This is a genomic window from Brevundimonas sp. (genome assembly GCF_035998205.1).
Lineage (GTDB): Bacteria > Pseudomonadota > Alphaproteobacteria > Caulobacterales > Caulobacteraceae > Brevundimonas.
Map to the genome: position 1 here is coordinate 214,730 of NZ_DASYHT010000005.1, position 26,674 is coordinate 241,403.

Sequence of the window (26,674 nt, forward strand, 5' to 3'; positions counted from 1 at the left end):
CTTCCTCCCCCGCCCCAGCTCTCGCGGAGCCCGCCATGCCGTCCGACGCCCGCCCTTCCGAAGCCGCCTGGACTGCCCTGACCGCCGCCGCGCAGGCGGCCGCGCAGACCCGGCTGGCGGATCTGTTCGCCACAGAGCCGGACCGGCTGGCGCGGCTGACGCTGGCGGCGGCGGGCCTGCATCTGGACCTGTCGAAGCAGGCCTGGGACGCGGCGACGGTCGATGCGGCGCTGGATCTGGCGCGAACCATGGATGTGGAGGGGGCGCGGGCGCGGCTGTTCGGCGGCGAGGCGGTCAATCTGACCGAGGGCCGGGCGGTGCTGCACCCGGCGTTGCGCGCCTCGGACGGGGCCGCGTATGCGGCGCTCGGCGAGCCGGTCTCGGCCGAGGTCGAGGCTACGCGCCGGGCCATGGCCGACTATGCCGACGCGGTGCGGTCCGGGCGCGAGACCGGGGCGACCGGCCGGCCGTTCCGGGCCGTGGTGCACATCGGCATCGGCGGCTCGGACCTGGGGCCGCGGCTGGTGTGGGATGCCCTGCGCCCGCTCGATCCGGAAATCGATGTGCGCTTCGTCGCCAACATCGACCCGCGCGAGATGGCCGAGGCCCTGACCGGGCTGGAGCCGGAGACGACGCTGGTGATCGTCGTGTCCAAGACCTTCACCACCCAGGAGACCCTGGCCAACGCGGATCTGGCCCGGGCCTGGCTGGCGGCGGGGCTGCCGGAGACGGGGCGCGAACGGCACATCGTCGGGGTGACGGCGGCGCCGGAGCGGGCCGGGGCCTGGGGCTGCGGCCGCACCTTCGGGTTCAGGGATTGGGTCGGCGGCCGCTACTCCCTGTGGTCGGCGGTGTCGCTGAGCTGCATCATCGGCCTGGGGCCGGAGGTGTTCGCCCGCTTCCTCAAGGGCGCCGAGGCCCTGGACCGACATTTCCTGGAGGCGCCGCTGGCGCGCAACGCCCCGGTGCTGCTGGCCCTGGCCCAGATCGTCAATGTCGATGCGCTGGACCGGCCGGCGCGCACGGTGGCGCCCTACGCCCATGGCCTGCGCCGGCTGCCGGCCTTCCTGCAGCAGCTGGAGATGGAGTCGAACGGCAAGCGGGTGACGCGCGACGGCCGCCCGGCCGGGCGCCAGACCTGTCCGGTGGTGTTCGGCGAGCCGGGCACCAACGGCCAGCACGCCTTCTTCCAGCAGATCCACCAGGGGCCGATGGTGGTCCCGGCCGAGGTGGTGGTGGTGCGCCAGACGCATGAGACGGCGACCGGGGCGCCCCTGTGGGCCAACGCCCTGGCCCAGGCCCAGGCGCTGATGATCGGCAAGTCGGAAGCCGAGGCCCATGCCGAGCTGCTGGCCGGCGGCGCCGCCGCGGCCGAGGCCGACCGGCTGGCCCCGCACAAGACCTTCCCCGGCGACCGGCCGTCGACGACCATCCTGCTGCCGGCCCTGACCCCGGAGGCGCTGGGGGCGCTGCTGGCGCTCTACGAGCACAAGACCTTCGTCGAGGGGGTGATCTGGGACATCAACAGCTTCGACCAGTGGGGGGTCGAGCTGGGCAAGGTGCTGGCGAAGGCGATCCTCAAGGATGTCGACGCCGGGGCCCCGTCGCCGGGGCTCGATCCCTCGACCGCCGACCTGCTCACCCGTCTTCTGTAGGGAGGCCGCGATGGCCGATCACGCCACGCCCAACCTGCCGGCCCGGGACTTTTCGGCGACGGCGGACTTCTATGCGCGGCTGGGATTTCAGGAGCGCTATCGCGACCGCGGCTGGATGATCCTCGAGCGCGGCGGGCTGACGCTGGAGTTCTTCCCGTATCCGGACCTCGACCCGGCGGCGAGCAGCTTCTCCTGCTGCCTGCGGCTGGACGATCTGGACGGGTTCTACGCGCTCTGCCGCGCCGCCGGCCTGCCGGAAACGACGGTCGGCTGGCCGCGCCTGCATCCGCCGCGCGACGAGCCGTCCGGGGTGCGCGTGGCCTACATGATCGACCCCGACGGGACGTTGCTGCGGCTGGTGGCGAACTGAGGGGGCGGCGACCCGCCACCGCTCCCCGGTCGCTTCGCGACCGGCCCCTCCACCGCTTCGCGGTCCCCCTCCCCACTGCGTGGGGAGGAAAGGCGCCTCTCCTCCCCATGGAATGGGGAGGTGGCCGGGCGCGCAGCGACCGGACGGAGGGGCGATCCAGAGGTCGCCCCCTCATCCGTCAGTCGTCCCTACCAGCGGCGGTCGTGGCGATAGTCGCGGCGTTCGCGGCGGTCGCTCTGGCGGTACTGGCGGCGTTCCCAGCGGTCGTAGCCGTCGCGGCTGTTGATGCCGTGCTCGCGCTCCCAGTGGCCCTGGTTGCGCCAGCAGCGGCCGTCGCGCCAGTAGCCACAGTCGCCGCGGCGGTAGCTGTTGTGGCCGTAGCTGTAGCCGCGGTCGTAGCGGTAGCTGCCGCGATAGTCGCGATAGTCGCTGGACGACGAGGCGCCGAGCGCCGCGCCGGCGAGGGCCCCGCCGGCGACATAGCGGCCGTCGCCGTCGCCGATGATGGCGCCGGCGATCGCGCCCACCGCGGCGCCCACCAGCACGTCCTCGGTGCGGTCGTCGTCGCGGTCGCGGCGGCGGTCATAACGGTCGTAGCGATCGTAGCGATCGTAGCGGTCATGGGTCTGGGCCGCGGCCGGGGCGGCGGCGACGAGGGCCGCGCCCATGACGGCCACGAAAGAGCCGCCGAGGGCGGCGATACGGAGCGGGGTCGGCCTCATGGCGATCTCCTGTCAGGTCAGGCCCCCACCCTGACCGCCGGTCGCTGAACGGACCCGCAGGCTCCGGTTCATCCGCGGTTCATTTTGGCCCGGGCGCGACGCGGCGGCGCTTGACGCCCGTCCGCCCCGACCCTATCTGCCCGGCCGTTAGCACTCCCGGTCGTCGGCTGCCAAAGCCGCCGGGAGCCCTTCTGACTTCGACCCCATTGGGAGAACCATAGATGGCGTTTCGTCCTCTCGGAGACCGCGTGCTGGTGAAGCGCGTGGAAGAAGAGTCCAAGACCAAGGGCGGGATCATCATCCCCGACACCGCCAAGGAAAAGCCGCAGGAAGGCGAAGTCGTCGCCGTCGGCCCCGGCGCCCGCGACGACAGCGGCAAGGTCAATGCCCTGGAGCTGAAGGCCGGCGACCGCATCCTGTTCGGCAAGTGGTCCGGCACCGAGGTCAAGATCGACGGTGAAGACCTGATCATCATGAAGGAATCGGACGTGCTGGGGGTGCTGAGCTAACGCTCAGCCGTGGCGAGTGACGAGTGGCGAGTGGCGAGGATGTCCTGCGTGACCCCGCCCGCAGCGCCGAAACTCCGACCACTCGCCACACGCCACTCACCACTCGTCACTCAAACGGAAGGAGCAGCCTGATGGCCGCCAAGATCGTACAGTTCAACACCGACGCCCGGGACAAGATGCTCCGCGGCGTCAACGTCCTCGCCAATGCGGTGAAGGTCACGCTGGGCCCCAAGGGCCGCAACGTCGTCATCCAGAAGTCCTTCGGCGCCCCGCGCTCGACCAAGGACGGCGTCTCGGTCGCGAAGGAGATCGAGCTGGAGGACGCCTTCGAGAACATGGGCGCCCAGATGATCCGCGAGGTGGCGTCCAAGACCAATGACAAGGCCGGCGACGGCACCACCACCGCGACCGTGCTGGCCCAGGCCATCGTCCAGGAAGGCCTGAAGGCCGTGGCCGCCGGCATGAACCCGATGGACCTGAAGCGCGGCATCGACAAGGCCGTCGGCGTGGTCATCGAGGAGGTCAAGTCGAACGCCCGCAAGGTCTCGGCCAACTCGGAAATCGCCCAGGTCGGCACCATCTCGGCCAACGGCGACCTCGAGGTCGGCGAGATGATCGCCAAGGCCATGGAAAAGGTCGGCAACGAGGGCGTGATCACGGTCGAGGAAGCCAAGACCGCCGAGACCGAGCTGGACGTCGTCGAGGGCATGCAGTTCGACCGCGGCTACCTGTCGCCCTACTTCATCACCAACGCCGACAAGATGGAGGCCGTCCTCGAGGAGCCGCTGATCCTGCTCCACGAGAAGAAGCTGTCCTCGCTGCAGACCATGCTGCCGGTGCTGGAAGCGGTGGTGCAGTCGGGCCGTCCGCTGCTGATCATCGCCGAGGACATCGAGGGCGAGGCCCTGGCCACCCTGGTGGTCAACAAGCTGCGCGGCGGCCTGCGCGTCGCCGCCGTCAAGGCCCCGGGCTTCGGAGACCGCCGCAAGGCCATGCTGGAGGACATCGCCGTCCTGACCGGCGGCCAGGTGATCTCGGAAGACCTCGGCATCAAGCTCGAGAACGTCACCCTCGACATGCTCGGCCGCGCCAAGAAGGTCTCGATCACCAAGGACGACACCACCATCGTGGACGGCGTCGGTGAGAAGGACGCGATCGAGGCCCGCATCGGCCAGATCAAGAAGCAGATCGAGGACACCACCTCGGACTACGACAAGGAGAAGCTGCAGGAGCGTCTGGCCAAGCTGGCCGGCGGCGTCGCGGTGATCCGCGTCGGCGGCTCGACCGAGGTCGAGGTCAAGGAGAAGAAGGACCGCGTCGACGACGCCCTCAACGCCACCCGCGCGGCGGTCGAGGAAGGCATCGTCCCGGGCGGCGGCATCGCCCTGCTGAAGGCCTCCAGGGCCCTTGAAGGCGTCACCGGCGCCAACGCCGACCAGAACGCCGGCGTGGCCATCATCCGCCGCGCCCTGCAGGCCCCGATCCGTCAGATCTCGGAGAACGCCGGGGTCGAGGGTTCGATCGTGGTCGGCAAGGTGCTGGAGAACAAGGACGCCAACTTCGGCTTCAACGCCCAGACCGAAGAGTATGGCGACCTGGTGAAGATGGGCGTGATCGACCCGGCCAAGGTCGTGCGCACCGCCCTGCAGGACGCCGCCTCCGTGGCCGGCATCCTGATCACCACCGAAGCGGCCGTGGCCGACGCCCCGAAGAAGGCTTCGGCCGGCGGCGCCGGCGGCATGCCGGGCGGCGGCATGGGCGGCATGGGCGATATGGACTTCTGAGGAAGTCCGTAGGGCTTAGGCCTTAGGGCTTGGGGTTAGGGAAGGGCGGGTCCGGCGACGGGCCCGCCCTTTTCGTTTGCGCTTTCCTCCCCATGCCAATGGGGAGGTGGCTCGACGCGGCGCGTCGAGACGGAGGGGCGGTCCAGCGGGGCGCGGCGTCGGGCCCCTCCACCGCCCCCCGGTCGCTTCGCGACCGGACCCCTCCACCGCCTTCGGCGGTCCCCCTCCCCACGGCGTGGGGAGGAAAGGCGGTCTCCTCCCCATGCCAATGGGGAGGTGGCTCGCCGCGCAGCGGCGAGACGGAGGGGCCGTCCCCTTAACCCTCCTCGCCCGCCCCCCGGCATGGACCGCGGGGCGGGGGGCGGGTAAGGCTCGGGCCTGATGTTCGAGGCGACGGCCGGATGATCTTCAAGCGCGGCGACGAGCGGCGGCGCGAGCCGCGGCGGCCGGTCAATCTGGACGGCGTGGTGCACGGGCCCGGCTATGAGGTGGCGTGCCGCATCCTCGACCTGTCCGAGCACGGCATGCGCGTGCGGCTGGACCGGCAGGCCCCGCCGCCGCCGCAGGTGGTGGTGATCGAGGTCGCCGGCGGGGTCGCCCACGAGGTGGAGACGCGCTGGCGCGAGGGCATGGAGGCGGGCTTCCGCATCCTGTCGAGCACCTCGCTGCGCGGCCTGACCCCGGCCCGGCTGACCGCCGCGCGCGAGGCCTGGCGGCGCGCCGGCGGGCGCTGAGACGCCCCGGAGACGGGTCAGCCGCCCTCGGGCATGACCCCGGCGTTGACGGCGATGCGGCCGATCAGGCCCTTGACGATCAGGTCCAGCGGCGAGCCTTCGCGATAGTCGGCGGCGGCGACGAAATTGACCCGGTCCTCGGAGATCAGGGAGTAGATCTTGTCCTGGTCGCGCTGGCTGTTGCGCGGGTCATAGACGGCGATCGAGAAGCCGCCCTTGGTATGCATCATCTTCATGGTCGGCACGTCGGTGTCGCCGTCGCCGAGGAAGATCATCCGCTCGAACGGGATCGGCCGCGCCTCGTCGGCGATGAAGCGGTTGATCTTCTCGTGCTCCCAGTGGTTCAGCACCCCCTTGTTGATGCGGAACAGATACTGGGTCTTGGTGGTGTAGTTGACGCCCACGGCGGGCCAGACGGCGACGCCGTGGTCGTCATAGGCGTAGTGGCTGGCGAAGACGTGGCGGAAGGCCTCGCGGATCGGGCAGCCGTCGATCATCTCCTCCAGCCCGGCGGAGACGATGTAGTGCTCGATGTCGAGGCCGTAGCGGGCGCCGAAGGCGTCGATGCGCTCGAACCAGCCCGGGCCGGTCAGGTCGCTCTTCAGCCCGTCGAACAGCTTCACGTCCTGGCCGTGCTCGCGCAGCTCCTGACGGGTGATGGGGCGGCCGTTCTCGCGCGCCCGGCGCAGCATCAGCTGCATGTACATCAGGATGTTGTCGCCGTCGGCCGCGCGGGTCAGGCGGTCAGCCTCGGCCCAGAAGTCGGCGATGTCCATGCCCACGGAGGGGATGAAGGTCACCTCCTGCATGTTGCCCCGGGCCAGGGTGCCGTCGAAGTCGTAGATCAGGGCGGTCTTGAGCGGGGGCTGCTGGGCCAAGGCGCGGCGTCTCCGGTGGCGTGACGCGGCGCTTATGTCCCCGCGGCGCGCCGGAGTCGATCCGTGGCGAAATCCCCCGCTTCGTCTCCGGCCTCGTCCTCGTCCGCGAGACGGACCTGGGGCGCGGAAGCGTCGGGGGCCGGCGCCCCGCGGGCGGCCGGAGGTTCCGGCGGCAGGGTCAGGGTAAAGGCCGCGCCGCGGCCCGGCTCGGAACGGACCTCGGCGACGCCGCCGTGCAGTTCGGCGATGGCCTTGACCAGGGCGAGGCCGACGCCGGGGCCGCCGCGGTCGCGGCGGGCGAACCGGTCAAAGACGTTGGGCTGCAGATGATAGGGGATGCCGCGGCCGGTGTCGGACACGGTCAGGGCCACGCCCTCGCCGCGCTTCTCGAGGGTGACGGTGATGGCCCCGCCCTCGCTGACCGCGCCGATGGCGTTCTCCAGCAGGTGGTCGATGGCCTGGGACAGGCGGTGCGGGTCGGCGACCAGTTCGCCGAGGCCGCGCTCGGCCCGCACCTTGAGCGAGGCGCCGCGGCCCTCGGTGCGCGGCCGGGCCCATTCCACCGCCGCCTTGACCAGGGCCGGCAGGGACACGGGCTCGAGGTTCAGCTCCATTTCGCCGGCGTCGATCTGGGCCATGTCGAGCACGTCGTCGATCGAGCGGGCCAGCTGGGCGGCGGCGATGCGGATGGCCCCGGCGTGCTGGCGGCTGCGCTCGGGCAGGTCGGGGCTGTGCTCCAGCAGCTCGGAATAGCCGACGATGGTCGTCAGGGGGGTGCGCAGCTCGTAGGAGACGCTGCCGACGAACTCGCGCTTGAGGGCCTGGGTCTCGGCCAGGGCGGTTTCGCGCTGGACCAGGGCGCGCTCCAGCTCGTGGCGGGCGGTGACGTCGGAGAAGGCGACCAGGGTGGCGCCGTCGGGCAGGGGCCGGGTCAGCCAGGCGGCGAGGCGGCCGTCGCGGGTGCGGCTCTCGCCGGCGATCGGCACCCGGCTCTCCGGATCCGGATCGGCGACGCGCGCCTTCAGGCCCAGCCACAGCGCCGGGTCCGGCAGGGCTTCGGTGCACAGGGCGGCCACGGCATCGAAGTCGGCGGCGTCCTGCAGGGCCTCGCCGGTCAGGCCCCAGAAGCGTTCGAAGGCCTCGTTATGCAGGCGCAGGCGGCCGTCCGAGCCGAACACGGCGACCGCGTCGTTGAGCTTGTCGAGCGTGGCGCGCTGCACCTGGATCTGGGCGTTGTAGCGGCTGCGCAGGTTCAGCTCGTCGGTCATGTCGCTGAAGATCAGCAGCAGGCCGCCCAGCGGGTGGGGCTGGCGCACCACGCGCAGGGTGCGGCCGTCGGGCAGGGACCAGCTGTCGTCGGGCGAGGCCTCGGCGGCGCCGTAGAACTCCAGCTCGGCCCCCTTGAAGGCGGCGTAGTCGGAGGTCTCCGGCAGCAGGCGGCGCTGGCGCAGCCGGTCCAGCAGCTCGGCGTGGGTCGGGCGCTCGTCCAGCCAGGCCGGGTCGAGTTTGAACAGCTGCTGGAAGGCGGTGTTGTGGAAGGCGAGCCGCTTGGACGGGCCGAAGATGGCGACGGCGTCGGCGAGGTGGTTGAGGGTCTCGTCGTGGGCCTCGACGTGGCGACGCAGGGTGTCGCGGGTCTCCTCCGCCTCGGTCGCCTCCAGCGCCCAGGCCAGGGCGCCGCCGCCGGCCTCCAGCGGCAGGGGCTCGGCGACGATGCGCCAGGCGCGACGGCGGCCGTCGCCGGCGGTCCAGCGGAAGCCGTCCTGGCGCACCCCGGTGCGGGCGGCCTCGGCGGCGAGGGCGTCGACGCCGCGGTCCAGCCCCTCGCCGCGGGCGCGGGCCTCGGCCAGGGAGGTCTGGCGCGTCTCGGCCAGCCAGGCGGCGTTGGCCCAGACCAGGCCGCCGGCGGAATCCACCGCCCACACGGGCAGGGGCGCGGCTTCGGCGGCGCGGCCGGCCACCGTGGGGGCGCCGGCGGCCGCGACGTCGGCGGGGGCCTCGGCGGCGGGTGCAGGGGCCAGCCGCAGCCAGGCGGCCCCGCCCTCGACCCGGCCCTCGACCAGAACCGCGCCGCCGGGGCCGGCGAGCCGGGCCTCGAACGGGGTTCCGGTGTCCGCCAGCTGGTCCAGACGCGGCCGGACGGCGCCGAGCCGGGCCAGCACCTCGGGCAGGTCAGCGTCGTCCGGGGCGCCCATGCGGCGGGCGATCAGGGCCAGGCCGAGGTCGCGCGCGGCGTTGGCCGGCAGGGCCTCGCCACGCTCCAGCGCCTCCAGTTCGGACAGGCGGACGCGCACCTCGGGGAAGGCGACGAGGGCGCCGCGGGTCTCGGCCAGGGCCAGTTCGGCGGCGTCGGCGCGGGCCTTCAGCCGGGCGAGGGACGCCGCCCCGCCGCGTTCCAGCCGCCAGGCCCAGGCGGCCACGGCCACGGCGAGGCCGCTCGCGCCCGCCGCCGCCACCCAGGCCAGCTCCGCTTCCGCCATCATGCTTCGTTCCGCCGAATCGCTTCTTTACCATACCGCAAACGCGGGTGATTGCGGCGAGGGGCCCCGCCGCCGATATGCCACCCCATGACCGACCGTCTCGCCGACAACGCCCCCGCCCCCTCGCTGGAGGATTTCGCGCGCCTGGCCCGCGCCGCCTTCGAGGCCCTGCCGGCCCCGTTCCGGGCGGCGGCCGGGGAGGTGGTGATCCGCATCGACGACTTCCCTGACGCGGAGACCCTGGCCGAGATGGGCATGGAGGATCCGTTCGAGCTGACCGGCCTCTACAGCGGCGTCGATCTGGCGCGGCGCGAGGGACTGGGGCCGGCGCCGGAGCCCTCCCGGGTGTTCCTGTACCGGCGGCCGATCCTCGACGAATGGGCCGAGCGCGGCGACGTCGGCCTGTCCGACCTGATCGCCCATGTGCTGATCCACGAGATCGGCCACCACCTCGGCCTGTCCGACGACGACATCGACCGCATCGAGGCCGACGACGACTGACCGGCGCGGCCGCTGGCGCTTCGTGAACGGTCGGGGGGCGCCGTTCACGAAGGGGCGGCGGCGGCCGGCGAAAGCGCGCTGGCGAGGGCCGGGCGGGGCGGCGAGGGTCGGGACATCGGAGCCCGGCGGTCGGGCTGCCGCCCTGTCCCGGAGCCCACGCCATGCGCCCCTTCCCCCGTTCCTCCGCCGCCGCCCTCGCCGCCGTTGCGGCCGGCCTGATGCTGACGGCCCCCGCCCTGTCGGCCTGCGCCGCCGTCGTCGAGACGGCGACCGCGGCGGCCGCCTCGGGGCGGCTGACCCTGACCCTCGATCTCGGCGCCGACACCGGCCGGGTGATGATCGCCCTGTTCGATTCCGAAGCGGCCTATGGCGGCGGCGACCCGGTGCGCCAGCTGATGGTCGAGGCCTCGGGGCCGCGCGTGGCGGTGTTCGACGACCTGCCGCCCGGCCGCTACGCCGCGCGCCTGTTTCATGACGTCAACGGCGACGGCCGGATGAACACCAACCCCTTCGGCCTGCCGGTCGAGCCCTACGCCTTCAGCAACAACGCCGTCGGCAACATGGGCCCGGCCAGCTGGGACCGCGCGGTCGTCGAGGTCGACGGCGAGGTCGAGCAGACCATCCGGCTGCGTTGATCTCTTTTTTGTTGGCCCTACCGCTCGCGACGCGGTCGCTCGCTGTTTGAGGGCCTGTCGCCACCTTTCTTGATGGAGTGTTCCTGATGACCCCGTCCCGTCGCGCCTTCCTGTCCGGCTGCGCCGCCCTGTCGGCGGCGGTGGCCACGCCCGAGATCGCCCGCGCCGCCCTGGCCCGGGAACTGGCAGGGCGTCAGCCCTGGGCCCTCGCCGTCGCCGACCTGCCGGGCGATGTGGGGGAGCACGCCCTGACCCGCCTTCACGGCCGCGCCCCGGCCGGGCTGGAGGGCGCCCTCTACCGCAACGGGCCGGGCCAGTTCCGGCGACCGGGCGGCTCGGCCACCCACTGGTTCGACGGCGACGGGCTGATGCGCCGCTTCCGCCTGGCGGACGGGCAGGCGACCCTGGCGGCGCGCTTCGCCGACACGCCCAAGCGCCGCCACGAGGCGGCGCTGGACGCGGTGGTGACGCCCGGGTTCGGCACCCGCGGCGACGCCCGGGCGCAGGTCGGCTCGCCCGACGACGCCAACAGCGCCAACACCGCCGTCATGGCCGCGGGCGGGGCGATCTGGGCCCTGTGGGAAGGCGGCTCGCCGCTGGCCATGGACCCGGAGACCCTGGCCACGCGCGACTTTGTCACCCTCCGCCCGGACCTGAAGGGCATGCCCTTCCAGGCCCATCCGCGGATCGATCCGAACGGCGATATCTGGAACATCGGCCTGGCCGGCGGGCGGGCCCTGGTCTGGCGGCTGGGGCCGGACGGGACGCTGGTCTCGGCCGAGGTCCTCGACCTGCCGCGGGCCAGCTACATGCACGACTTCACCGCCACCCGGCGGCATCTGGTTTTCGTGCTGCAGCCGTGGATCTTCGTCGGCGGCGGCCTGCCCTATGTGACGGCGCTGGACTGGCGGCCGGCGCTGGGGACGCAGGTGCTGGTGGTCGACAAGGACGACCTCAGCCGCCGGCGCATCTTCGAGCTGCCCGCCTTCGCCCATTTCCACCTCGGCGACGCGTGGGAGGAGGCGGACGGCACGATCCGCTTCGACACCGCGGCGATGGACGATGTGCGCTTCGCCACCGAGGGGGCGGTCGATCTGCTGCGCGGGGTGGCGCGGCCGGACATCGCCCCGGGACGGCTGGCGCACATCACCCTGCGGCCCGACGGTCGGGCGGAGCTGCTGGACACCGGCGTCGCCGCCGAGTTTCCGGAGGGCGATCCGCGCCGGGCCGGATCGCGCCGCGACCTGACCGCCCACGTCGCCGGGGAGCGGGGCGACCGGCCCCTGCCGACCGGGGTGGCGGTGCGCGACTGGTCGAGCGGCCGCGAGGACGTCTTCACCTTCGGCGACGACCAGGTGGTCGAGGAGATGGTGGTCGTGCCGAAGCCGGGAGCGACCGCCGAGCGCGACGCCTGGCTGGTAGGGCCGTCGATCAACCTGCGCGAGGGGAAGACCGAGCTGCATGTGTTCGACATCGCCCGGGTGGCCGACGGGCCGGTGGTCAGCTGGCGCGCCGATGTGGCCCTGCCGGCCGGCTTCCACGGGGCGTGGGCGGGCTGAGCGGGCTCAGTACCAGCCGGCCTCCCGCAGCACCCGCCCGTGGCGGCGGCTGACCGGGGCCTGCAGGTCGCCGTCGAGGGTCAGGGTGGCGCGGCCGTCGCCGCGCGCCACGTCGCGGACCGCGTCGCGGGCGACCCACCAGCTGCGGTGGGTCTGGGCCCCCTCCAGCCCCTCCAGCTCGCGCAGGGCGTCGGACAGGCGCATCAGGATCAGGTCCGAGCCGCGGTCGGTGTGCAGGCGCAGATAGTGGTCCTCGGCCTCGACGGCGATCAGCCGCGCCCCGCGCAGCCGCGGCGGCAGGCGGGCGAGGAAGGCGGCCGGGGCCGGGGTCGCGCCCGGGCCGGCGGGGGCGACATGGGTCTGCACCACCCGGCCGAGGAAGACGTTGATGGCGGACAGGGCCAGGGTGATGACGACGACGGGCCCGAGCAGCACCTCCAGGGCCCGCAGCGGATAGAGCTGGCCGGTGAAGACCAGGCCGGTGACGGCCCAGACGATCCCGGTCAGGGGGCCGGAGATGGCGGCGGTCAGCGCCGCCACCGCCAGCCACGGCCGGTCGTCCGGGTCGATGTGTCGCGCCAGCGCCAGCGAACAGACATGGGCCCACGCTGCGCCGGCCAGCATCAGGCCGACCCAGTAGCCGAGCCTCAGGCCGAAAGGGGCCTCGCCGGTCTCGAAGGCCCCGGTGTAGGCGAGGAACACCCCGGCGGCGGCGGCGACGGCGAGGCCGCGCACCGGCGCGTCCCCGAGCCTGAAGGACGGGCGGGGGCGGGCGGCTGGACCGACGGGCGGGGGCGTGGCACGGCTGGACATGCGGACAGGTATCGCCGGAACGGAGACGCAGATGAAGAGCCCGGGACATCGGATGGCGCTGGCCGTCGCGGTCATGGGTCTGGCGGCGGGCGTGGCCGGGGCGGCGTCCCCGCCGGCGTCGGCCGCGTCGGGCCCGGAGCTGACGGTGGAGCTGCGCTGCGCCGAGGCGCCGCGCTGCGCCAGCGGGCGCTTCGCCGTGGCCGTGTTCCGCGAGGGCGGCGGCTTTCCCCGTCAGGACGAGGCCATCGCCAGCCGCCTGGTAAGGTCGCAGGGGGCGGTGACGCAGACGGTGTTCGCCGACCTGCCGCCCGGCCGCTACGCCATCGCCGCCTATCATGACGCCGACGACGACGGTCGCCTGACGACCTGGGCGATGGGTCTGCCGCGCGAGGCCTACGGCTTTTCCAACAACGCCCGGGGGCGGTTCGGGCCGCCGTCGTTCGAGAGCGCCGCCTTCACCCTCGGGGCCGGGGGCGCGCGGCAGACGCTGACGTTGCGGTAGATGACCTCTTGGACCCGTCACCCCCGGGCTTGTCCCGGGGGCCCATGGCGGGGTCATGCGCAGCCGCGGGCGGCTTTTACGTTCCGCCAGCGACCTCCAGCGATCGCGCCCGGCGGATCGATGGGCCCCCGGGACAAGCCCGGGGGTGACGATTTGAAATCAGACGCGATTTCCCGGCGCGGTCAGGGGGTCGCGCCCTGACGGACGCGCTCGCCGCCGCAGACGGCGCGGAAGCCGGCGGCGGCGAAGCGCACCATGTAGTCGCCCGCCGCCTCCAGATCGCCGGAGCGGCACAGGCCGCCGGACAGGCGGTCGAGGCGGCCCGTCTCGCCCAGCGTCAGGGTCAGGGCCCCCGACAGGTTGTGCCAGGCCCAGTACAGGTCCTGGTCGCGGGCGTCGGGCAGGACCTGCCTGAGCAGCTCGATCAGCCGGCGGATGGCCGGGTCGAAGTAGCGGGCCATGGTCTCGCCGCCGAACACCGGCTGGGCGTTGGTCTGGGCCACCAGGGCGGCGTAGTGCTTCCAGCCCGGACCGCCCTTGAGCGACCATTCGAACGGCGGGCGCAGGAAGGCTTCCAGCAGGCCCTCGACAGTCATGGCCGGGCCGGCCTCGCGGGCGTAGCGCTCGATGGCGGCGACGCGCTCGCTGTTCCAGATCTCGGCGCGGCGCAGGAAGACCGCGTCGAACAGGCCGCGCTTGGCCCCGAAATAATAGTGCACCAGGGCGGTATCGACCCCGGCCTCGCGGGCCACCTCGCGGATCGTCACCCCATAGAAGCCGTGCTTGGAGAACAGGTCCTCGGCGGCGTCGAGGATGCTCTCGCGCGTCTCCACCGGGGCCGGGCCGCTGCCGGCGCGCGCCTTCGGGGGGCGGCCGCGGCGGGGCGGCGCCGGGACAGCCGGCGCGACAGGGGGGCGGGACGCAGGACTCATGGCCCCACTGCTAGACCCGGGGCCGTCCCCTTGCAAAGGCGCCACATCGGCGGCGGGAATGGGGTGACGCGGCGTCATCCGTTTGACAGGCCCCGAAAAGCGCGTAGCTTCCGGCAAAATCATTGAACGCTGAATAAATCGGCGTCCACCCCGAGGAATCGCTGGAGGAGAGGCTTGAACCCCATGCTGAAGACCGTCGTGAAGTCCGCGCTGCTGGCCGGCGCCGCCTGGGGCGCGTTCGCCGCCCCGACCAGTGCCCATGCGGCCGCCCAGGATCCGGCGGTGACCACGGTGGACGAGATCGTCGTCACCGCCCGTCGCCGCGAGGAAAACCTGCAGGACGTGCCGGTGGCCGTCTCGGCCTTTTCTTCCGAGCGCCTCGAGAACACCGGGGCCCAGGACATCACCGAGCTGACCCGCTACACCCCCAGCCTGACGCTGCAGGCGGCCCGCGGCTCCAACTCGACCCTGATCTCCTTCATCCGCGGCGTCGGCCAGCAGGACCCGCTGTGGGGCTTCGAGCCGGGCGTCGGCCTGTATGTCGATGACGTCTACATCGCCCGCCCGCAGGCGGCGGTGCTGGACATCTTCGACATCGAGCGCATCGAGGTGCTGCGCGGGCCGCAGGGCACGCTCTACGGCCGCAACACCATCGGCGGCGCGATCAAGTACGTCACCCGCCGCATCGGCGACGAGCCGGCGGGCCGCGTGCGCGCGTCGGTCGGCACCGACAACCAGCGTGACCTGGTGGTCTCGGGCGAGGTCCCGATGGGCGACCAGTGGGGCTTCTCGGTGGCCTACGCCCGCTATCTGCGCGACGGCTACGGCACCAACCTGAACACCGGCAACGACCACTACAACAAGGACGTCACCGCGGCCCGGGCCAGCCTCGAGTTCGCCCCGTCGGACAATGTCTTCTTCCGCCTGGCCGGCGATCTGGTGATCGACGACTCCAACGCCCGCCACGGCTACCGTGAGCTGGCTCCGCAGCCGGGCTCGATCTACGACACCAACGCCGGCGCCGGCGACGCCAACCGGGTCGAGACCGGCGGCCTGTCGCTGACCGGCGAGTGGAACGTCAACGACAGCCTGACGCTGAAGTCGATCACCGCCTACCGCAGCGGCCAGACCCGCGGGAACATCGACTTCGACAACCTGCCGCAGCCGATCCTCGACATCCCGGCGGCCTATGACGACAACCAGTTCAGCCAGGAATTCCAGGCCCTGATCGAGGGCGCGCGCTGGTCGGGCGTGTTCGGCGTCTACTACCTCGACGCCACCGCCTCGGGGGCGTTCGACACCGTCGTCGGCGCGGTCAACCTGACCACCCTGACGTCCGGTTCGGTGGACACCGAGAGCTTCGCCGTGTTCGGCGACGTCAGCTTCGACGTCACCGACGCCCTGTCGGTGTCGGTCGGCGGCCGCTGGACCCAGGACGAGAAGACCGGGAGCGTGTTCCGGCAGCAGTACCTCGGCATCCGCAGCCCGCGCTTCCTGAACAACGCCGCCATCCCGCTGGGCGCGCCGCGCACCAACTACACGGCGACGGAGGAGTTCGAGCAGTTCACCCCGCGCGTCAGCGTCGCCTATGAGTTCAGCCCGACGCTGAACGCCTATGCCTCGTGGAGCGAGGGCTTCAAGTCGGGCGGCTTCGACATGCGCGGCGACGCCGTGCTGTTCCCCGGCACGGTGGACGGCTACGACCCGGAGACGGTCGAGACCTTCGAGATCGGCCTGAAGGGTTCGCTGTTCGACCGTCGCCTGAACTTCGCCACGGCGATCTTCGACTCCTCCTACCAGGACCAGCAGATCACCACCCAGTACCCGGCCGGCGCGACGGTCGCCTCGGTGGTCGACAACGTCGGCTCCTCCTCGATCCGCGGCTGGGAGTTCGAGGGCACCCTGCGCGTCTCGGACTCGCTCGTGTTCAACACGGCGCTGAGCTACATCGACGCCAGCTTCGACGAGTTCCTCGCCTACATCCCGACCGGCCCGCTGAACCAGACCTGCACCACCCAGCCGGGCTGCTTCGTCGACGTCTCCTCGGCCCGCGCCTTCCAGAACACGCCGGAGTGGCAGGGCACCTTCGGGGCCAGCTACACCCACCTGTTCGGCGACGGCTCCAGCCTGGTGGTGACCCCCAGCGCCAGCTACCGCGGCGACTACCAGCTGTTCGAGACCCCCTCGCCGCTGCTCGACCAGGAGGCCTACTGGCTGGTCGACCTGAGCCTGGTGTGGACCTCGGCCAGCGACCGCTGGACCGTCGGGGTCTACGGCAAGAACCTGACCGACGAGGAATACCGCGTCGGCGGCTACTCCTTCCCGGGGGCGCTGCTGGGCGACTCGATCATCGGCTTCTACGGCCCGCCGCAGACGGTCACGGCCACGGTCGGCGTCAAGTTCTGACGTCAGCAGACACTTCGAAGGGCGGCGGCTTCCGGGTCGCCGCCCTTTTGTCTTGCCACGCTTCCCGGCCGGGATAGGGTCGGGAAAACACAATACGAGGAAATGCCATGAGCCAAGGCGAGGCCGCCCGGATCGAGCGCCCCGGATACCGCTACTATGTGCTGGCGGTCCTGATCCTCGTCTACATGCTGAACTTCCTGGACCGGCAGATCATCGGCATCCTCGCCGCGCCGCTGAAGGAAGAGTTCGGCATGTCCGACAGCCAGTTCGGGCTGCTGGGCGGCATCGCCTTCGCCTCGGTCTATTCGACCCTGGCCATTCCCCTGGCCTGGCTGGCCGACCGCATGAGCCGGGTGTGGATCATCACCGGGGCGCTGGCGGTCTGGTCCGGCTTCACCGCCCTGTGCGGCGTGGCCCAGTCCTATACCCAGCTGTTCCTGTTCCGGATGGGCGTCGGTGTCGGCGAGGCGGGCGGCGTCGCCCCGGCCTATTCGCTGATCGCCGACTATTTCCCGCCCGAGCAGCGGGCCCGGGCGCTGGCGGCCTTCGCCTTCGGCATTCCGTTGGGCACCGCCGCCGGCACCCTGGTCGGCGGGCTTCTGGCCGCCACCTACGGCTGGCGCACCGCCTTCATCGTCGTCGGCCTGATCGGCGTGCTGATCGCCCCGCTGCTGCGGCTGACGGTGCGCGACCCGAAGCGCGGCGGCACCGATGCGCCCAAGTCGGCCGAGGTGCTGGCGGCCCAGGCCGCGGCCGCCCCGGTCAGCGACCGGCTGGGCAAGACCATCGCCCTGGGCCTGATCGGCCTCGGCGCCGGCCTGTTCGTGCTGGCCGCGCTGGGCCAGTTCGCCGGCCTCGCCATCGGCCAGCCGCTGGTGCTGGTGTTCGCCGGCCTGCTGGCGCTGGTGGTCGGGGTCTCGGTGCTGATCGCCAAGGCGACCGCGTCGGTCGTCGCCCGCAAGAAGAGCTTCTGGCTGCTGGCCCTCGGCGCCGCCTCCTCGTCGGTCTGCGGCTATGGCGTGGCCGGCTGGCTGCCGCTGTTCTTCATGCGCAGCTTCGACCTGACCCTGACCCAGGTCAGCTGGTACTACGCCGGCATCGCCCTGATCGGCGGGGTGCTGGGCATCTGGCTGGGCGGCGTGATCGCCGACAAGACGGCCAAGCGCGGCAAGGGCGCCTATCCGCTGGTGCCGGCGGTGGCCTTCCTGATCTCGGCGCCCCTGTTCATTGCGGCGATGAACGCCCCGTGGCTGATCGGCCTGGTCCTGCCGGGCGGCGGCAGCCACATGCAGCAGCTGGTGCTGGCCTTCCTCATCTTCCTGATCCCGACCGGGCTGAACCTGGCCTGGCTGGGGCCGATCACCGCCTCGATCCAGCATCTGGTGCCGGCGCCGATGCGCTCGACCGCCTCGGCCCTGTTCCTGCTGATCAACAACCTGCTCGGGATCGCCGTCGGCTTCTACTACTTCGGCTGGATGAGCGACGTGCTGGCGCCGCAGTTCGGCGCGGAGAGCCTGCGCTGGGCCATCTACACCGGCATGGGCTTCTATGTGCTGGCGGCGCTGCTGCTGATCGGGGCCTCGCGCACCCTGAAGCGCGACTGGATCGACTGATGAGCAGGAGCGCTCCGTCTCCACGAACACTCTGACGTGAGGCCTAGATGAGACGCTGGGGGCTCGTCTTGCTGGTTCTGGGGGGCATGATGTTGGCCTTGCCTCTCATCCTGCTGATATGGGTCTCGTCGATGTACACGGTCGGGATCAGCGTCCATTCGGTCGCGTGGCTGGCGGCGTGGCTCATTTTCAGCCTCGCCACCATCACCTCGGGCATTTTGATCCTGGGCCGCGCTCGCAAGCCCGCTCGCGTCCCCTCGCTCCGATCCGAGGCGTGACCAGAGCCGCGCCCGGTTGCGCCGTTCGGCGACGCCCGCCTATAAGCGCGGCGATCCTTTCCTCCCCACGACCGGGCGACATCCATGAACATCCATGAATACCAGGCCAAGCAGGTCCTGAAGGGCTTCGGCGCGCCGGTGGCCGCGGGCGTGGCCATCACCGCCGTCGACCAGGCCGAGGCGGCCGCGCGGCAGCTGCCGGGCCCGCTCTATGTGGTGAAGTCGCAGATCCACGCCGGCGGCCGGGGCAAGGGCCACTTCAAGGAGCTGACCCCCGAGGCCAAGGGCGGCGTGCGCCTGGCCCGCTCGATCGAGGAGGTCGTGCACCACGCCCGCGAGATGCTGGGCAACACCCTGGTGACGGCCCAGACCGGCGAGGCCGGCAAGCAGGTCAACCGCCTGTACATCGAGGACGGCGCCGACATCGCCCGGGAACTGTACTGCTCGCTGCTGGTGGACCGCTCGGTCGGCCGCGTCGCCTTCGTCATCTCGACCGAGGGCGGCATGGACATCGAGGCCGTGGCCCACGACACGCCGGAGAAGATCATCACCCTGGCGATCGACCCGGAGACCGGCGTCACCGCCGCCGATGTGGCGAAGATCGTCGCCACCTACGGCCTGACCGGCCCGGCCGCCGAGGACGCCAACACCCTGTTCCCGGCGCTCTACCAGGCCTTCGTCGAGAAGGACATGAGCCTGCTCGAGGTCAATCCGCTGATCGTCATGACCGACGGCCACCTGCGGGTGCTGGACGCCAAGGTCAGCTTCGACGGCAACGCCCTGTTCCGCCACGACGACATGCGCGCCCTGCGTGACGAGACCGAAGAGGACGCCAAGGAGATCGAGGCCTCCAAGTGGGACCTCGCCTATGTGGCGCTGGACGGCAACATCGGCTGCATGGTCAACGGCGCCGGCCTGGCCATGGCGACGATGGACATCATCAAGCTGTACGGCAAGGAGCCGGCCAACTTCTGCGACGTCGGCGGCGGCGCCAGCAAGGAGAAGGTCGCCGCGGCCTTCAAGATCATCACCGCCGACCCGCGCGTCGAGGGCATCCTGGTCAACATCTTCGGCGGCATCATGCGCTGCGACGTGATCGCCGAGGGCGTGGTCGCCGCGGTCAAGGAAGTGGGCCTGAAGGTGCCGCTGGTGGTCCGCCTCGAGGGCACCAACGCCGAGCTGGGCAAGAAGATTCTCAACGAATCCGGCCTGCGCATCACCGCCGCCGACGACCTCGACGACGCCGCCCAGAAGATCGTCAAGGCGGTGGCCTGAGACTTATGGCCCAGAGCCTCAAAGCGATAGTTGTGGAGGTGACGGGCGGGAACGTCCGGAACTCGCACATCTATCTCAAGGAGGCGCTCGGCTTTTTCCCGGCAGACTCAGTGGGCGGTTCGAACGCCGCCGAATCCGGAAAGCCCATAGTCTTCAGAATGGGCGGAGAAGAAGTCGAAACGGACCTTGATGGGGCGAAGGCCATCATTCGCGACCGCGGTGCAATGAAACGCTTCTTCGAAAGAGAGCACGTCGCTGCTGGCGACCTGATCCTGATCGAGCGCCTCGGGAAGCGGCTCTACGAAATCTCCAAGGCGTCGAAGCGCGCCTTCAAATACCATCTTTAAGCGAGCGACCGCATGTCCATTCTCGTCGACAAGAACACCAAGGTCCTGGTCCAGGGCCTGACCGGCAAGACCGGCACCTTCCACACCGAACAGGCGCTGGCCTACTACGGCACCCAGATGGTCGGGGGCATCCACCCGGCCAAGGGCGGCGAGAGCTGGAGCTCGGGCGTCGACGGCACGGCGCTGCCGATCTTCGCCTCGGTGGCCGAGGGCCGCGAGAAGACCGGCGCCGACGCGACGGTCATCTATGTGCCGCCGGCGGGCGCCGCGGCGGCCATCATCGAGGCCATCGACGCCGAGATCCCCTTCATCGTCTGCATCACCGAGGGCATCCCGGTGCTGGACATGGTGCGGGTCAAGGCCCGGCTGGACCGCTCGAAGTCGCGCCTGCTCGGCCCGAACTGCCCGGGCATCCTGACCCCGGAAGAGTGCAAGATCGGCATCATGCCGGGCAGCATCTTCCGCAAGGGTTCGGTCGGCATCGTCTCGCGTTCGGGCACCCTGACCTATGAGGCCGTGTTCCAGACCTCGAACGAGGGCCTGGGCCAGACCACCGCGGTCGGCATCGGCGGCGACCCGGTCAAGGGCACCGAGTTCATCGACGTGCTGGAGATGTTCCTCGCCGACGAGGCCACCCAGTCGATCATCATGATCGGCGAGATCGGCGGCTCGGCCGAGGAAGAGGCCGCCCAGTTCCTGATCGACGAGGCCAAGAAGGGCCGCAGCAAGCCGATGGCCGGCTTCATCGCCGGGCGCACCGCGCCGAAGGGCCGCACCATGGGTCACGCCGGGGCGGTGGTCTCTGGCGGCAAGGGCGACGCGGAGTCCAAGATCGCGGCGATGGAGTCGGCCGGCATCAAGGTCTCGCCCTCGCCGGCGCGCCTGGGCAAGACCCTGGTCGAGGTCCTGAAGGGCTGATCCGCCGCCCGGGCGGGCTGGCCAGACAGGGTCATCACGGAGACCACGGAGGGATCACAGAGGGCACGGAGGGGGTGGCGGCGCGGCGGCGCGCAGCGCCTTTCGATCCGGGGGAAAAGAACCGCGGCCTGCGGCCGTGGACCCTCGCCCTCCGTGCCCTCCGTGGAATCTTCGTGCCCGCCGTGACGAAACGGGCGCCGGACGCGGCGATTTTCCGCGTTTTTCGCCCTTGTTCGGTCATGACCCATAAGGAAACAGCCCTTATATGAGCCGGTCGCCTCCGCGCGGACGGGCGCGCGCGACCCCAAGGGACTGACGAACGAGATGGCTGACGACGCCGGCCGGCTGAACCAGGTCTTCGCCGAGACCTCCTTCCTCTATGGCGCGAACGCCGCCTTCATCGAGGAGCTGCACGCCAAATGGGCCGATAACCCGGCCTCCGTGTCCGCGGAGTGGCGCGCCTTCTTCGACCAGCTGCGCGACCAGGCCGATGTGGTGCGCCAGAACGCCCGCGCCGGGGCCTGGGGCCGCTCCACCGCCACCGAGCCGACCGAGGCCACCGCCGTGTTCGACGGCCGCTGGCCGGAGCCGGCGCCGGCCCCCGCCTCTGGCAAGGGGGCCAGGGCCCCGGCCGGCAAGCCCGCCGCCGCGCCGGCTGCGGCCGCGCCGGCCGCCAGCGCGGTCGATGTCCGCGCCGCCGCCCACGACTCCATTCGCGCCCTGATGCTGATCCGGGCCTACCGCATCCGCGGCCACCTGCAGGCCAACCTCGACCCGCTGGGCATCGAGCCGCCGGTGCAGAACGCCGAGCTGACCCCGGAGCACTGGGGCTTCACCGCCGCCGACATGGACCGTCCGATCTATCTGGACGGCGTGCTGGGTCTGGAAACCGGCACCCTGCGCGAGGTGCTGGAGATCCTGCGCCGCACCTACTGCGGCAACCTCGGCATCCAGTACATGCATATCGCCGAGCCCGAGGAGAAGTCGTGGCTGCAGCAGCGGGTCGAGGGCCCGGACAAGCTGCAGGAGAACGCCTTCACCCGCGAGGGCAAGCTGGCGATCCTGAACAAGCTGATCGAGGCCGAGACCTTCGAGCGCTTCCTGCACAAGCGCTTCCCCGGCACCAAGCGCTTCGGCCTGGACGGCGGCGAGGCCATGGTCCCGGCGCTGGAGCAGGTGATCAAGCGCGGCGGCGCCCTGGGCGTCGACGAGGTGGTGCTGGGCATGGCCCACCGCGGCCGCCTGAACGTGCTGGCGGCGGTGATGGGCAAGCCCTACCGCGCCATCTTCCACGAGTTCCAGGGCGGCTCGACCGTGCCGAGCGACATCGAGGGCTCGGGCGACGTCAAGTATCACATGGGCGCCAGCTCGGACCGCACCTTCGACGACAACAAGGTGCACCTGTCGCTGACCGCCAACCCGTCCCACCTGGAGATCGTCAACCCGGTGGTGCTGGGCAAGGCGCGCGCCAAGCAGGCCTTCGACATCCGCGAGGCCAACGCCGGCAAGCCGGAGGCCGAGTGGGCGCTGGACCGTTCGCACGTGCTGCCGCTGCTGATCCACGGCGACGCGGCGTTCGCCGGCCAGGGCGTGGTGGCGGAGTGCTTCGCCCTGATGGGGCTGAAGGGCTACCGTACCGGCGGCACCCTGCACTTCGTCATCAACAACCAGATCGGCTTCACCACCAGCCCGCGCAACTCGCGCTCGTCGCCCTATCCGTCGGACGTGGCCCTGATGGTCCAGGCGCCGATCTTCCACGTCAACGGCGATGACCCGGAGGCCGTGGTGTTCGCCGCCAAGGTGGCCACCGAGTACCGCCAGAAGTTCAACAAGGACGCGGTGGTGGACATGTTCTGCTACCGCCGCTTCGGCCACAACGAGGGCGACGACCCCACGTTCACCCAGCCGATCATGTACGCCAGGATCAAGGCGCAGCCGTCGACGCGCGAGATCTACGCCCAACGTCTGATCGCCGAGGGGGTGATCACGGCCGAGGAGGTCGAGGCCGAGGTGGCGCGCTTCGAGGCTTTCCTCGACGCCGAGTTCGACGGCGGCAAGAGCTTCAAGGCCGACAAGGCCGACTGGCTGGACGGCAAGTGGCAGGGCCTCGGCCTGCCGGACAGCGACGAGCGCCGGGGCGAGACCGCCGTGCCGCTGGCGAAGCTCAAGGACTACGGCCAGCGCCTGACCACGGTCCCCAACGACATCGACATCCACAAGACCCTGAAGCGCGTGCTCGAGGGCCGTCGCGAGGCGATCGAGACCGGCGAGGGGCTGGACTGGGCCACGGCAGAGAGCCTGGCCTTCGCCAGCCTCGTCGACGAGGGCTTCCCGGTGCGCCTGTCGGGCCAGGACTCGGTGCGCGGCACCTTCAGCCAGCGCCACTCGGCCATCGTCGACCAGACGACCGAGGCCCGCTACATGCCCCTCAACAACCTGCGCGAGGGGCAGGCCCAGTTCGAGGTGATCGACTCGGCCCTGTCGGAAGAGGCGGTGCTCGGCTTCGAGTACGGCTACGCCCTGGCCGACCCCAACAGCCTGGTGCTGTGGGAGGCCCAGTTCGGCGACTTCGTGAACGGCGCCCAGGTGGTGATCGACCAGTTCATCAGCTCGGGCGAGCGCAAGTGGCTGCGCATGTGCGGCCTGACCATGCTGCTGCCGCACGGCTACGAGGGGCAGGGGCCGGAGCACTCCTCGGCCCGCCTCGAGCGGTTCCTGCAGGCCTGCGCCGAGGACAACATGCAGGTCGCCAACTGCACCACCCCGGCCAACTACTTCCACATCCTGCGCCGCCAGGTGCACCGGCCGTTCCGCAAGCCGCTGATCCTGATGACGCCCAAGTCGCTGCTGCGGCACAAGAAGGCGGTGTCCAGCCTGGCCGACCTGGCCGAGGGCAGCTCGTTCCACCGCGTGCTGCACGACGACGCCCAGACGCGGCCGGCGCTGGCGGGGATCAAGATCCGCGCCGACAAGGACATCCGCCGGGTCATCCTGTGCTCGGGCAAGGTCTATTACGACCTGCTGGAAGCGCGCGAGAAGGCGGGCGTGGACGACATCTACATCCTGCGCCTCGAGCAGTTCTATCCGTGGCCGATGAAGTCGCTGATGACCGAGCTGGCCCGCTTCCCCAAGGCCGAGCTGGTGTGGTGCCAGGAAGAGCCGAAGAACATGGGCGGCTGGACCTTCGTCGACCCTTGGCTGGAGCTGACGCTGGAGAAGCTCGACGTGAAGGCCAAGCGCGCCCGCTACGTCGGCCGCCCGGCCTCGGCCTCGACCGCCGCCGGCCTGATGAGCCGCCACCTCAAGGAACTCGAGACCTTCCTCGGCGAGGCCCTGGCTCCCGCGTGAGCCAGGCCCGCCTCCCGGGCTTGACGTAACCGACACACCCGCCGACTAGACCTGCCGAACACCAGAGCTGAACCGGACCGCGACATGGCCGACATCCTGACCCCCACCCTGGGCGAATCCGTCACCGAGGCGACCATCGCCAAGTGGACCAAGAAGGTGGGCGATCCGGTCCGCAAGGACGAGATCCTGGTCGAGCTGGAGACCGACAAGGTGTCGCTGGAGGTGGCCGCGCCCGCCGACGGCGTCCTGTCCGCCATCCACGCCGAGGCCGGCGCCACGGTGACCCCGGGCACGGTGCTGGGCGCTGTGGCCGAGGGCGCCGCCGCCGCCCCGGCCGCCGCTGCGCCAGCCCCGAAGGCTGCGGCTCCGGCCCCCGCCGCCGGCGGCGGCAGCGTCACCCTGACCGTGCCGACCATGGGCGAGAGCGTCGCCGAGGGCACGATCGGCAAGTGGCTCAAGACGGCCGGCGAGGCGGTGAAGAAGGACGAACTGCTGGTCGAGATCGAGACCGACAAGGTGGCCGTCGAGGTCGCCTCGCCCGCCGACGGCGTGCTGAGCGAGATCCTCGCCGACGCCGGCGCCACCGTGACCCCGGGCCAGGAGATCGGCCGCGTCAGCGCCTCGGGCGCCGCCGCTGCGGCTCCGGCTGCGGCCCCGGCCCCCGCCCCCGCCGCCGCGCCGGCCAACACCGGCTCGGCCCAAGTTTCTGGCCAGATTCCGCTGTCGCCGTCGGTGCAGCGCATCGTCGCCGAGAACAACCTCGACCCGGCCGCCATCCAGGGCTCGGGCAAGGACGGCCGCATCCTCAAGGGCGACGCCCTGGCCGCCGCCGCCGCTCCGCCGGCCCCGCGCGCCGCTGCGGCTCCGGCCCCCGCCGCGGCCTCGGCTGCGCCGCGTGAGGTCGGTCCGCGCGAGGAACGGGTGAAGATGACCCGCCTGCGCCAGACCATCGCGCGCCGGCTGAAGGAGTCGCAGAACACCGCGGCCCAGCTGACCACCTTCAACGAGGCCGACATGACGGCCGTGATGGCGGTGCGGGCCCAGTACAAGGACCTGTTCGAGAAGCGCCACGGGGTGAAGCTGGGCTTCATGTCCTTCTTCGTGAAGGCCGTGGTCTCGGCCCTGAAGGAGATCCCGGCGGTCAATGCCGAGATCGACGGCACCGACATCATCTACAAGAACCACTACGACATCGGCGTGGCCGTCGGCACCGACAAGGGGCTGGTCGTGCCGGTGCTGCGCGACGCCGACACCCTGTCGCTGGCCCAGATCGAGAAGGGCATCGCCGACCTCGGCAAGGCCGCGCGCGACGGGGCCCTGACGCTGGAGCAGCTGCAGGGCGGCACCTTCACCATCACCAATGGCGGCATCTACGGTTCGCTGATGTCGACGCCGATCCTGAACATGCCGCAGTCCGGCATCCTGGGCATGCACAACATCGTGCAGCGCCCGGTGGCGGTGAACGGCCAGGTGGTGATCCGGCCGATGATGTATCTGGCGCTGAGCTACGATCACCGCATCGTCGACGGCAAGGAAGCGGTGACCTTCCTCGTCCGCATCAAGGAATTCCTCGAGGACCCGCAACGGGCCCTGCTGGACCTGTAAGCGGCCGGGACGGTGCGCGGCGAGCTGGAGGTCGCGCGCTTCTCCACCCTGCCCGAGGGCGAGCTGGCGGTGGCGCTGTTGCGCCGGCACGGGATCGCCGCCCGCCTGCCTGACCGGGACATGGCGACCATGTATCCGGGCCTGATCATCGCCCTAGGCGGCGTGCGCGTGGTCGCGCCGGCCGACCAGATCGCGGCGGCGCGCGCGCTGGTGGCGCAGGCGCGGGCCGGCGACTTCATCGACGACAGCGACGACTGGGCCATCGACGCGGTCCCCGGCAAGGTCGGGGAGCTGGACGAGGCCCAGGTCAGCGGCGTCATGGCCGGGGCCAAGCGCGCCGGCGTGGTCGTGATCGTGCTGGCCTGCGTGGTCTTTCCGGTGGCCAGTTGCGTGTTCGACCTGGCGCGGTACTGAGGGTGCCGGCGCGCGCGATTGCCGCCCGCCGGGCCCGGGTGTAGGCTTGCAACCGTCAGGCATGTTGCGGAGGCCCGAGATGGCCGATCCCCGCCCCGGCGTTTCCGACACCGCGAGGGTGTTCACCCACGGCGACGGCCAGGCCGTGCGCCTGCCGGACGGCTACCGCTTCGACACCGACGAGGTGTTGATCTGGCGAGATGGCGAACGCGTTGTGCTCGAACCACTCCCCCAGCGGGTGCGGTCCCGCGAGGACCTTGAAGCCATGTGGGCCCGGATCGATGCACTTGGCGACCCTGACGATCCGTTTCCCGAGCCGCCGCCGCAGACCATCTCGCCCATCAAGACATGGGACGACTGACCAGGTGTCCAGTCAACGCGATGCCCGGCCCACGC

Annotated in this window: 24 protein-coding genes; 19 read left to right on the forward strand and 5 right to left on the reverse strand. The window is 71.3% G+C overall.

Translation table 11 applies throughout. The annotated features are described in order from the left end of the window. The first annotated feature begins 35 nt into the window (after positions 1-35). The gene (gene pgi, locus VGN74_RS08350; protein WP_327447043.1) at positions 36-1,655 is read left to right on the forward strand and encodes a glucose-6-phosphate isomerase; all 1,620 of its coding nucleotides are present in this window, start codon (positions 36-38) and stop codon (positions 1,653-1,655) included. Positions 1,656-1,665: 10 nt separating this feature from the next. Beyond that, complete coding sequence (locus tag VGN74_RS08355) at positions 1,666-2,025, forward strand: bleomycin resistance protein (protein ID WP_327447045.1); 360 nt, start codon at positions 1,666-1,668, stop codon at positions 2,023-2,025. 188 nt (positions 2,026-2,213) lie between these two features. On the opposite strand, the gene VGN74_RS08360 is transcribed toward VGN74_RS08355, so the two are convergent. Beyond that, positions 2,214-2,747 carry a hypothetical protein gene (locus tag VGN74_RS08360; RefSeq protein ID WP_327447047.1) on the reverse strand — a complete coding sequence of 178 codons (534 nt, stop codon included), beginning with the start codon at positions 2,745-2,747 and terminating at the stop codon, positions 2,214-2,216. A gap of 221 nt (positions 2,748-2,968) precedes the next feature. Here VGN74_RS08360 and groES point away from each other — a divergent pair, with 221 nt between their 5' ends. The 3 genes from groES to VGN74_RS08375 all read left to right on the forward strand — a co-directional run bounded on the left by groES (position 2,969) and on the right by VGN74_RS08375 (position 5,774). Continuing rightward, positions 2,969-3,256 (forward strand): co-chaperone GroES, encoded by a 288-nt coding sequence (groES, locus tag VGN74_RS08365; protein ID WP_054764370.1) that lies wholly within the window; start codon positions 2,969-2,971, stop codon positions 3,254-3,256. A gap of 131 nt (positions 3,257-3,387) precedes the next feature. Next, on the forward strand, positions 3,388-5,040 hold the full coding sequence (groL, locus tag VGN74_RS08370; protein WP_327447057.1) for a chaperonin GroEL: 1,653 nt from the start codon (positions 3,388-3,390) through the stop codon (positions 5,038-5,040). Positions 5,041-5,441: 401 nt separating this feature from the next. After that, positions 5,442-5,774 carry a PilZ domain-containing protein gene (locus tag VGN74_RS08375; protein WP_327447059.1) on the forward strand — a complete coding sequence of 111 codons (333 nt, stop codon included), beginning with the start codon at positions 5,442-5,444 and terminating at the stop codon, positions 5,772-5,774. Between the two features lie 17 nt (positions 5,775-5,791). Here the strand turns inward: VGN74_RS08375 and VGN74_RS08380 are convergent, their stop codons facing one another. Then, positions 5,792-6,652 (reverse strand): HAD family hydrolase, encoded by an 861-nt coding sequence (locus VGN74_RS08380; RefSeq protein ID WP_327447061.1) that lies wholly within the window; start codon positions 6,650-6,652, stop codon positions 5,792-5,794. Between the two features lie 32 nt (positions 6,653-6,684). Next, the gene (locus VGN74_RS08385) at positions 6,685-9,135 is read right to left on the reverse strand and encodes a PAS domain-containing sensor histidine kinase (protein ID WP_327447063.1); all 2,451 of its coding nucleotides are present in this window, start codon (positions 9,133-9,135) and stop codon (positions 6,685-6,687) included. An 84-nt stretch (positions 9,136-9,219) separates the two neighbouring features. Here VGN74_RS08385 and VGN74_RS08390 point away from each other — a divergent pair, with 84 nt between their 5' ends. The 3 genes from VGN74_RS08390 to VGN74_RS08400 all read left to right on the forward strand — a co-directional run bounded on the left by VGN74_RS08390 (position 9,220) and on the right by VGN74_RS08400 (position 11,827). Next, a complete protein-coding gene (locus tag VGN74_RS08390; RefSeq protein WP_327447065.1) occupies positions 9,220-9,633 on the forward strand; it encodes a metallopeptidase family protein in 414 nt (137 codons plus the stop codon). Positions 9,634-9,794: 161 nt separating this feature from the next. Further along, a complete protein-coding gene (locus VGN74_RS08395; protein ID WP_327447067.1) occupies positions 9,795-10,268 on the forward strand; it encodes a DUF2141 domain-containing protein in 474 nt (157 codons plus the stop codon). An 86-nt stretch (positions 10,269-10,354) separates the two neighbouring features. Beyond that, a complete protein-coding gene (locus VGN74_RS08400) occupies positions 10,355-11,827 on the forward strand; it encodes a carotenoid oxygenase family protein (protein WP_327447069.1) in 1,473 nt (490 codons plus the stop codon). A gap of 6 nt (positions 11,828-11,833) precedes the next feature. Here VGN74_RS08400 and VGN74_RS08405 read toward each other — a convergent pair whose 3' ends face one another. Then, complete coding sequence (locus VGN74_RS08405) at positions 11,834-12,562, reverse strand: LytTR family DNA-binding domain-containing protein (RefSeq protein ID WP_327447071.1); 729 nt, start codon at positions 12,560-12,562, stop codon at positions 11,834-11,836. A 109-nt stretch (positions 12,563-12,671) separates the two neighbouring features. Here VGN74_RS08405 and VGN74_RS08410 point away from each other — a divergent pair, with 109 nt between their 5' ends. Beyond that, positions 12,672-13,142 (forward strand): DUF2141 domain-containing protein, encoded by a 471-nt coding sequence (locus VGN74_RS08410; protein WP_327447073.1) that lies wholly within the window; start codon positions 12,672-12,674, stop codon positions 13,140-13,142. Between the two features lie 182 nt (positions 13,143-13,324). On the opposite strand, the gene VGN74_RS08415 is transcribed toward VGN74_RS08410, so the two are convergent. Further along, on the reverse strand, positions 13,325-14,074 hold the full coding sequence (locus tag VGN74_RS08415) for a TetR/AcrR family transcriptional regulator (RefSeq protein ID WP_327447075.1): 750 nt from the start codon (positions 14,072-14,074) through the stop codon (positions 13,325-13,327). Between the two features lie 183 nt (positions 14,075-14,257). Here VGN74_RS08415 and VGN74_RS08420 point away from each other — a divergent pair, with 183 nt between their 5' ends. The 10 genes from VGN74_RS08420 (at position 14,258) to VGN74_RS08465 (ending at position 26,639) form a co-directional block, all read left to right on the forward strand. Continuing rightward, positions 14,258-16,480, forward strand: coding sequence for a TonB-dependent receptor (locus VGN74_RS08420; RefSeq protein ID WP_327447077.1), 2,223 nt, complete (start codon positions 14,258-14,260; stop codon positions 16,478-16,480). A gap of 107 nt (positions 16,481-16,587) precedes the next feature. Further along, on the forward strand, positions 16,588-18,093 hold the full coding sequence (locus tag VGN74_RS08425; protein ID WP_327447079.1) for an MFS transporter: 1,506 nt from the start codon (positions 16,588-16,590) through the stop codon (positions 18,091-18,093). 68 nt (positions 18,094-18,161) lie between these two features. Next, positions 18,162-18,371 carry a hypothetical protein gene (locus VGN74_RS08430; protein ID WP_327447081.1) on the forward strand — a complete coding sequence of 70 codons (210 nt, stop codon included), beginning with the start codon at positions 18,162-18,164 and terminating at the stop codon, positions 18,369-18,371. Between the two features lie 84 nt (positions 18,372-18,455). After that, entirely contained in the window at positions 18,456-19,646 is a 1,191-nt protein-coding gene (sucC, locus tag VGN74_RS08435; RefSeq protein WP_327447083.1) for an ADP-forming succinate--CoA ligase subunit beta, read from the forward strand. 5 nt (positions 19,647-19,651) lie between these two features. Then, a complete protein-coding gene (locus VGN74_RS08440) occupies positions 19,652-19,993 on the forward strand; it encodes a hypothetical protein (protein ID WP_327447085.1) in 342 nt (113 codons plus the stop codon). A 12-nt stretch (positions 19,994-20,005) separates the two neighbouring features. Then, entirely contained in the window at positions 20,006-20,911 is a 906-nt protein-coding gene (gene sucD / locus VGN74_RS08445; protein WP_327447087.1) for a succinate--CoA ligase subunit alpha, read from the forward strand. Between the two features lie 324 nt (positions 20,912-21,235). Then, positions 21,236-24,259: a 2-oxoglutarate dehydrogenase E1 component gene (locus tag VGN74_RS08450; protein ID WP_327447089.1), complete on the forward strand. Its 3,024-nt coding sequence runs from the start codon at positions 21,236-21,238 to the stop codon at positions 24,257-24,259. 84 nt (positions 24,260-24,343) lie between these two features. After that, complete coding sequence (gene odhB / locus VGN74_RS08455) at positions 24,344-25,864, forward strand: 2-oxoglutarate dehydrogenase complex dihydrolipoyllysine-residue succinyltransferase (RefSeq protein WP_327447091.1); 1,521 nt, start codon at positions 24,344-24,346, stop codon at positions 25,862-25,864. A gap of 12 nt (positions 25,865-25,876) precedes the next feature. Beyond that, positions 25,877-26,278, forward strand: a complete 402-nt coding sequence (locus VGN74_RS08460) for a hypothetical protein (RefSeq protein ID WP_327447093.1) — start codon at positions 25,877-25,879, stop codon at positions 26,276-26,278. Positions 26,279-26,357: 79 nt separating this feature from the next. Then, a complete protein-coding gene (locus VGN74_RS08465) occupies positions 26,358-26,639 on the forward strand; it encodes an AbrB family transcriptional regulator (protein ID WP_327447095.1) in 282 nt (93 codons plus the stop codon). Positions 26,640-26,674 lie beyond the last annotated feature (35 nt).

Excerpts from the sequence above, each read along its gene's own strand:
- pgi (WP_327447043.1), top strand. The coding sequence starts at position 36 with ATGCCGTCCGACGCCCGCCCTTCCGAAGCCGCCTGGACTGCCCTGACC.
- VGN74_RS08355 (WP_327447045.1), top strand. The coding sequence starts at position 1,666 with ATGGCCGATCACGCCACGCCCAACCTGCCGGCCCGGGACTTTTCGGCG.
- VGN74_RS08360 (WP_327447047.1), bottom strand. The coding sequence starts at position 2,747 with ATGAGGCCGACCCCGCTCCGTATCGCCGCCCTCGGCGGCTCTTTCGTG.
- groES (WP_054764370.1), top strand. The coding sequence starts at position 2,969 with ATGGCGTTTCGTCCTCTCGGAGACCGCGTGCTGGTGAAGCGCGTGGAA.
- groL (WP_327447057.1), top strand. The coding sequence starts at position 3,388 with ATGGCCGCCAAGATCGTACAGTTCAACACCGACGCCCGGGACAAGATG.
- VGN74_RS08375 (WP_327447059.1), top strand. The coding sequence starts at position 5,442 with ATGATCTTCAAGCGCGGCGACGAGCGGCGGCGCGAGCCGCGGCGGCCG.
- VGN74_RS08385 (WP_327447063.1), bottom strand. The coding sequence starts at position 9,135 with ATGATGGCGGAAGCGGAGCTGGCCTGGGTGGCGGCGGCGGGCGCGAGC.
- VGN74_RS08390 (WP_327447065.1), top strand. The coding sequence starts at position 9,220 with ATGACCGACCGTCTCGCCGACAACGCCCCCGCCCCCTCGCTGGAGGAT.
- VGN74_RS08395 (WP_327447067.1), top strand. The coding sequence starts at position 9,795 with ATGCGCCCCTTCCCCCGTTCCTCCGCCGCCGCCCTCGCCGCCGTTGCG.
- VGN74_RS08400 (WP_327447069.1), top strand. The coding sequence starts at position 10,355 with ATGACCCCGTCCCGTCGCGCCTTCCTGTCCGGCTGCGCCGCCCTGTCG.
- VGN74_RS08410 (WP_327447073.1), top strand. The coding sequence starts at position 12,672 with ATGAAGAGCCCGGGACATCGGATGGCGCTGGCCGTCGCGGTCATGGGT.
- VGN74_RS08415 (WP_327447075.1), bottom strand. The coding sequence starts at position 14,074 with ATGAGTCCTGCGTCCCGCCCCCCTGTCGCGCCGGCTGTCCCGGCGCCG.
- VGN74_RS08420 (WP_327447077.1), top strand. The coding sequence starts at position 14,258 with ATGCTGAAGACCGTCGTGAAGTCCGCGCTGCTGGCCGGCGCCGCCTGG.
- VGN74_RS08425 (WP_327447079.1), top strand. The coding sequence starts at position 16,588 with ATGAGCCAAGGCGAGGCCGCCCGGATCGAGCGCCCCGGATACCGCTAC.
- sucC (WP_327447083.1), top strand. The coding sequence starts at position 18,456 with ATGAACATCCATGAATACCAGGCCAAGCAGGTCCTGAAGGGCTTCGGC.
- VGN74_RS08440 (WP_327447085.1), top strand. The coding sequence starts at position 19,652 with ATGGCCCAGAGCCTCAAAGCGATAGTTGTGGAGGTGACGGGCGGGAAC.
- sucD (WP_327447087.1), top strand. The coding sequence starts at position 20,006 with ATGTCCATTCTCGTCGACAAGAACACCAAGGTCCTGGTCCAGGGCCTG.
- VGN74_RS08450 (WP_327447089.1), top strand. The coding sequence starts at position 21,236 with ATGGCTGACGACGCCGGCCGGCTGAACCAGGTCTTCGCCGAGACCTCC.
- odhB (WP_327447091.1), top strand. The coding sequence starts at position 24,344 with ATGGCCGACATCCTGACCCCCACCCTGGGCGAATCCGTCACCGAGGCG.
- VGN74_RS08465 (WP_327447095.1), top strand. The coding sequence starts at position 26,358 with ATGGCCGATCCCCGCCCCGGCGTTTCCGACACCGCGAGGGTGTTCACC.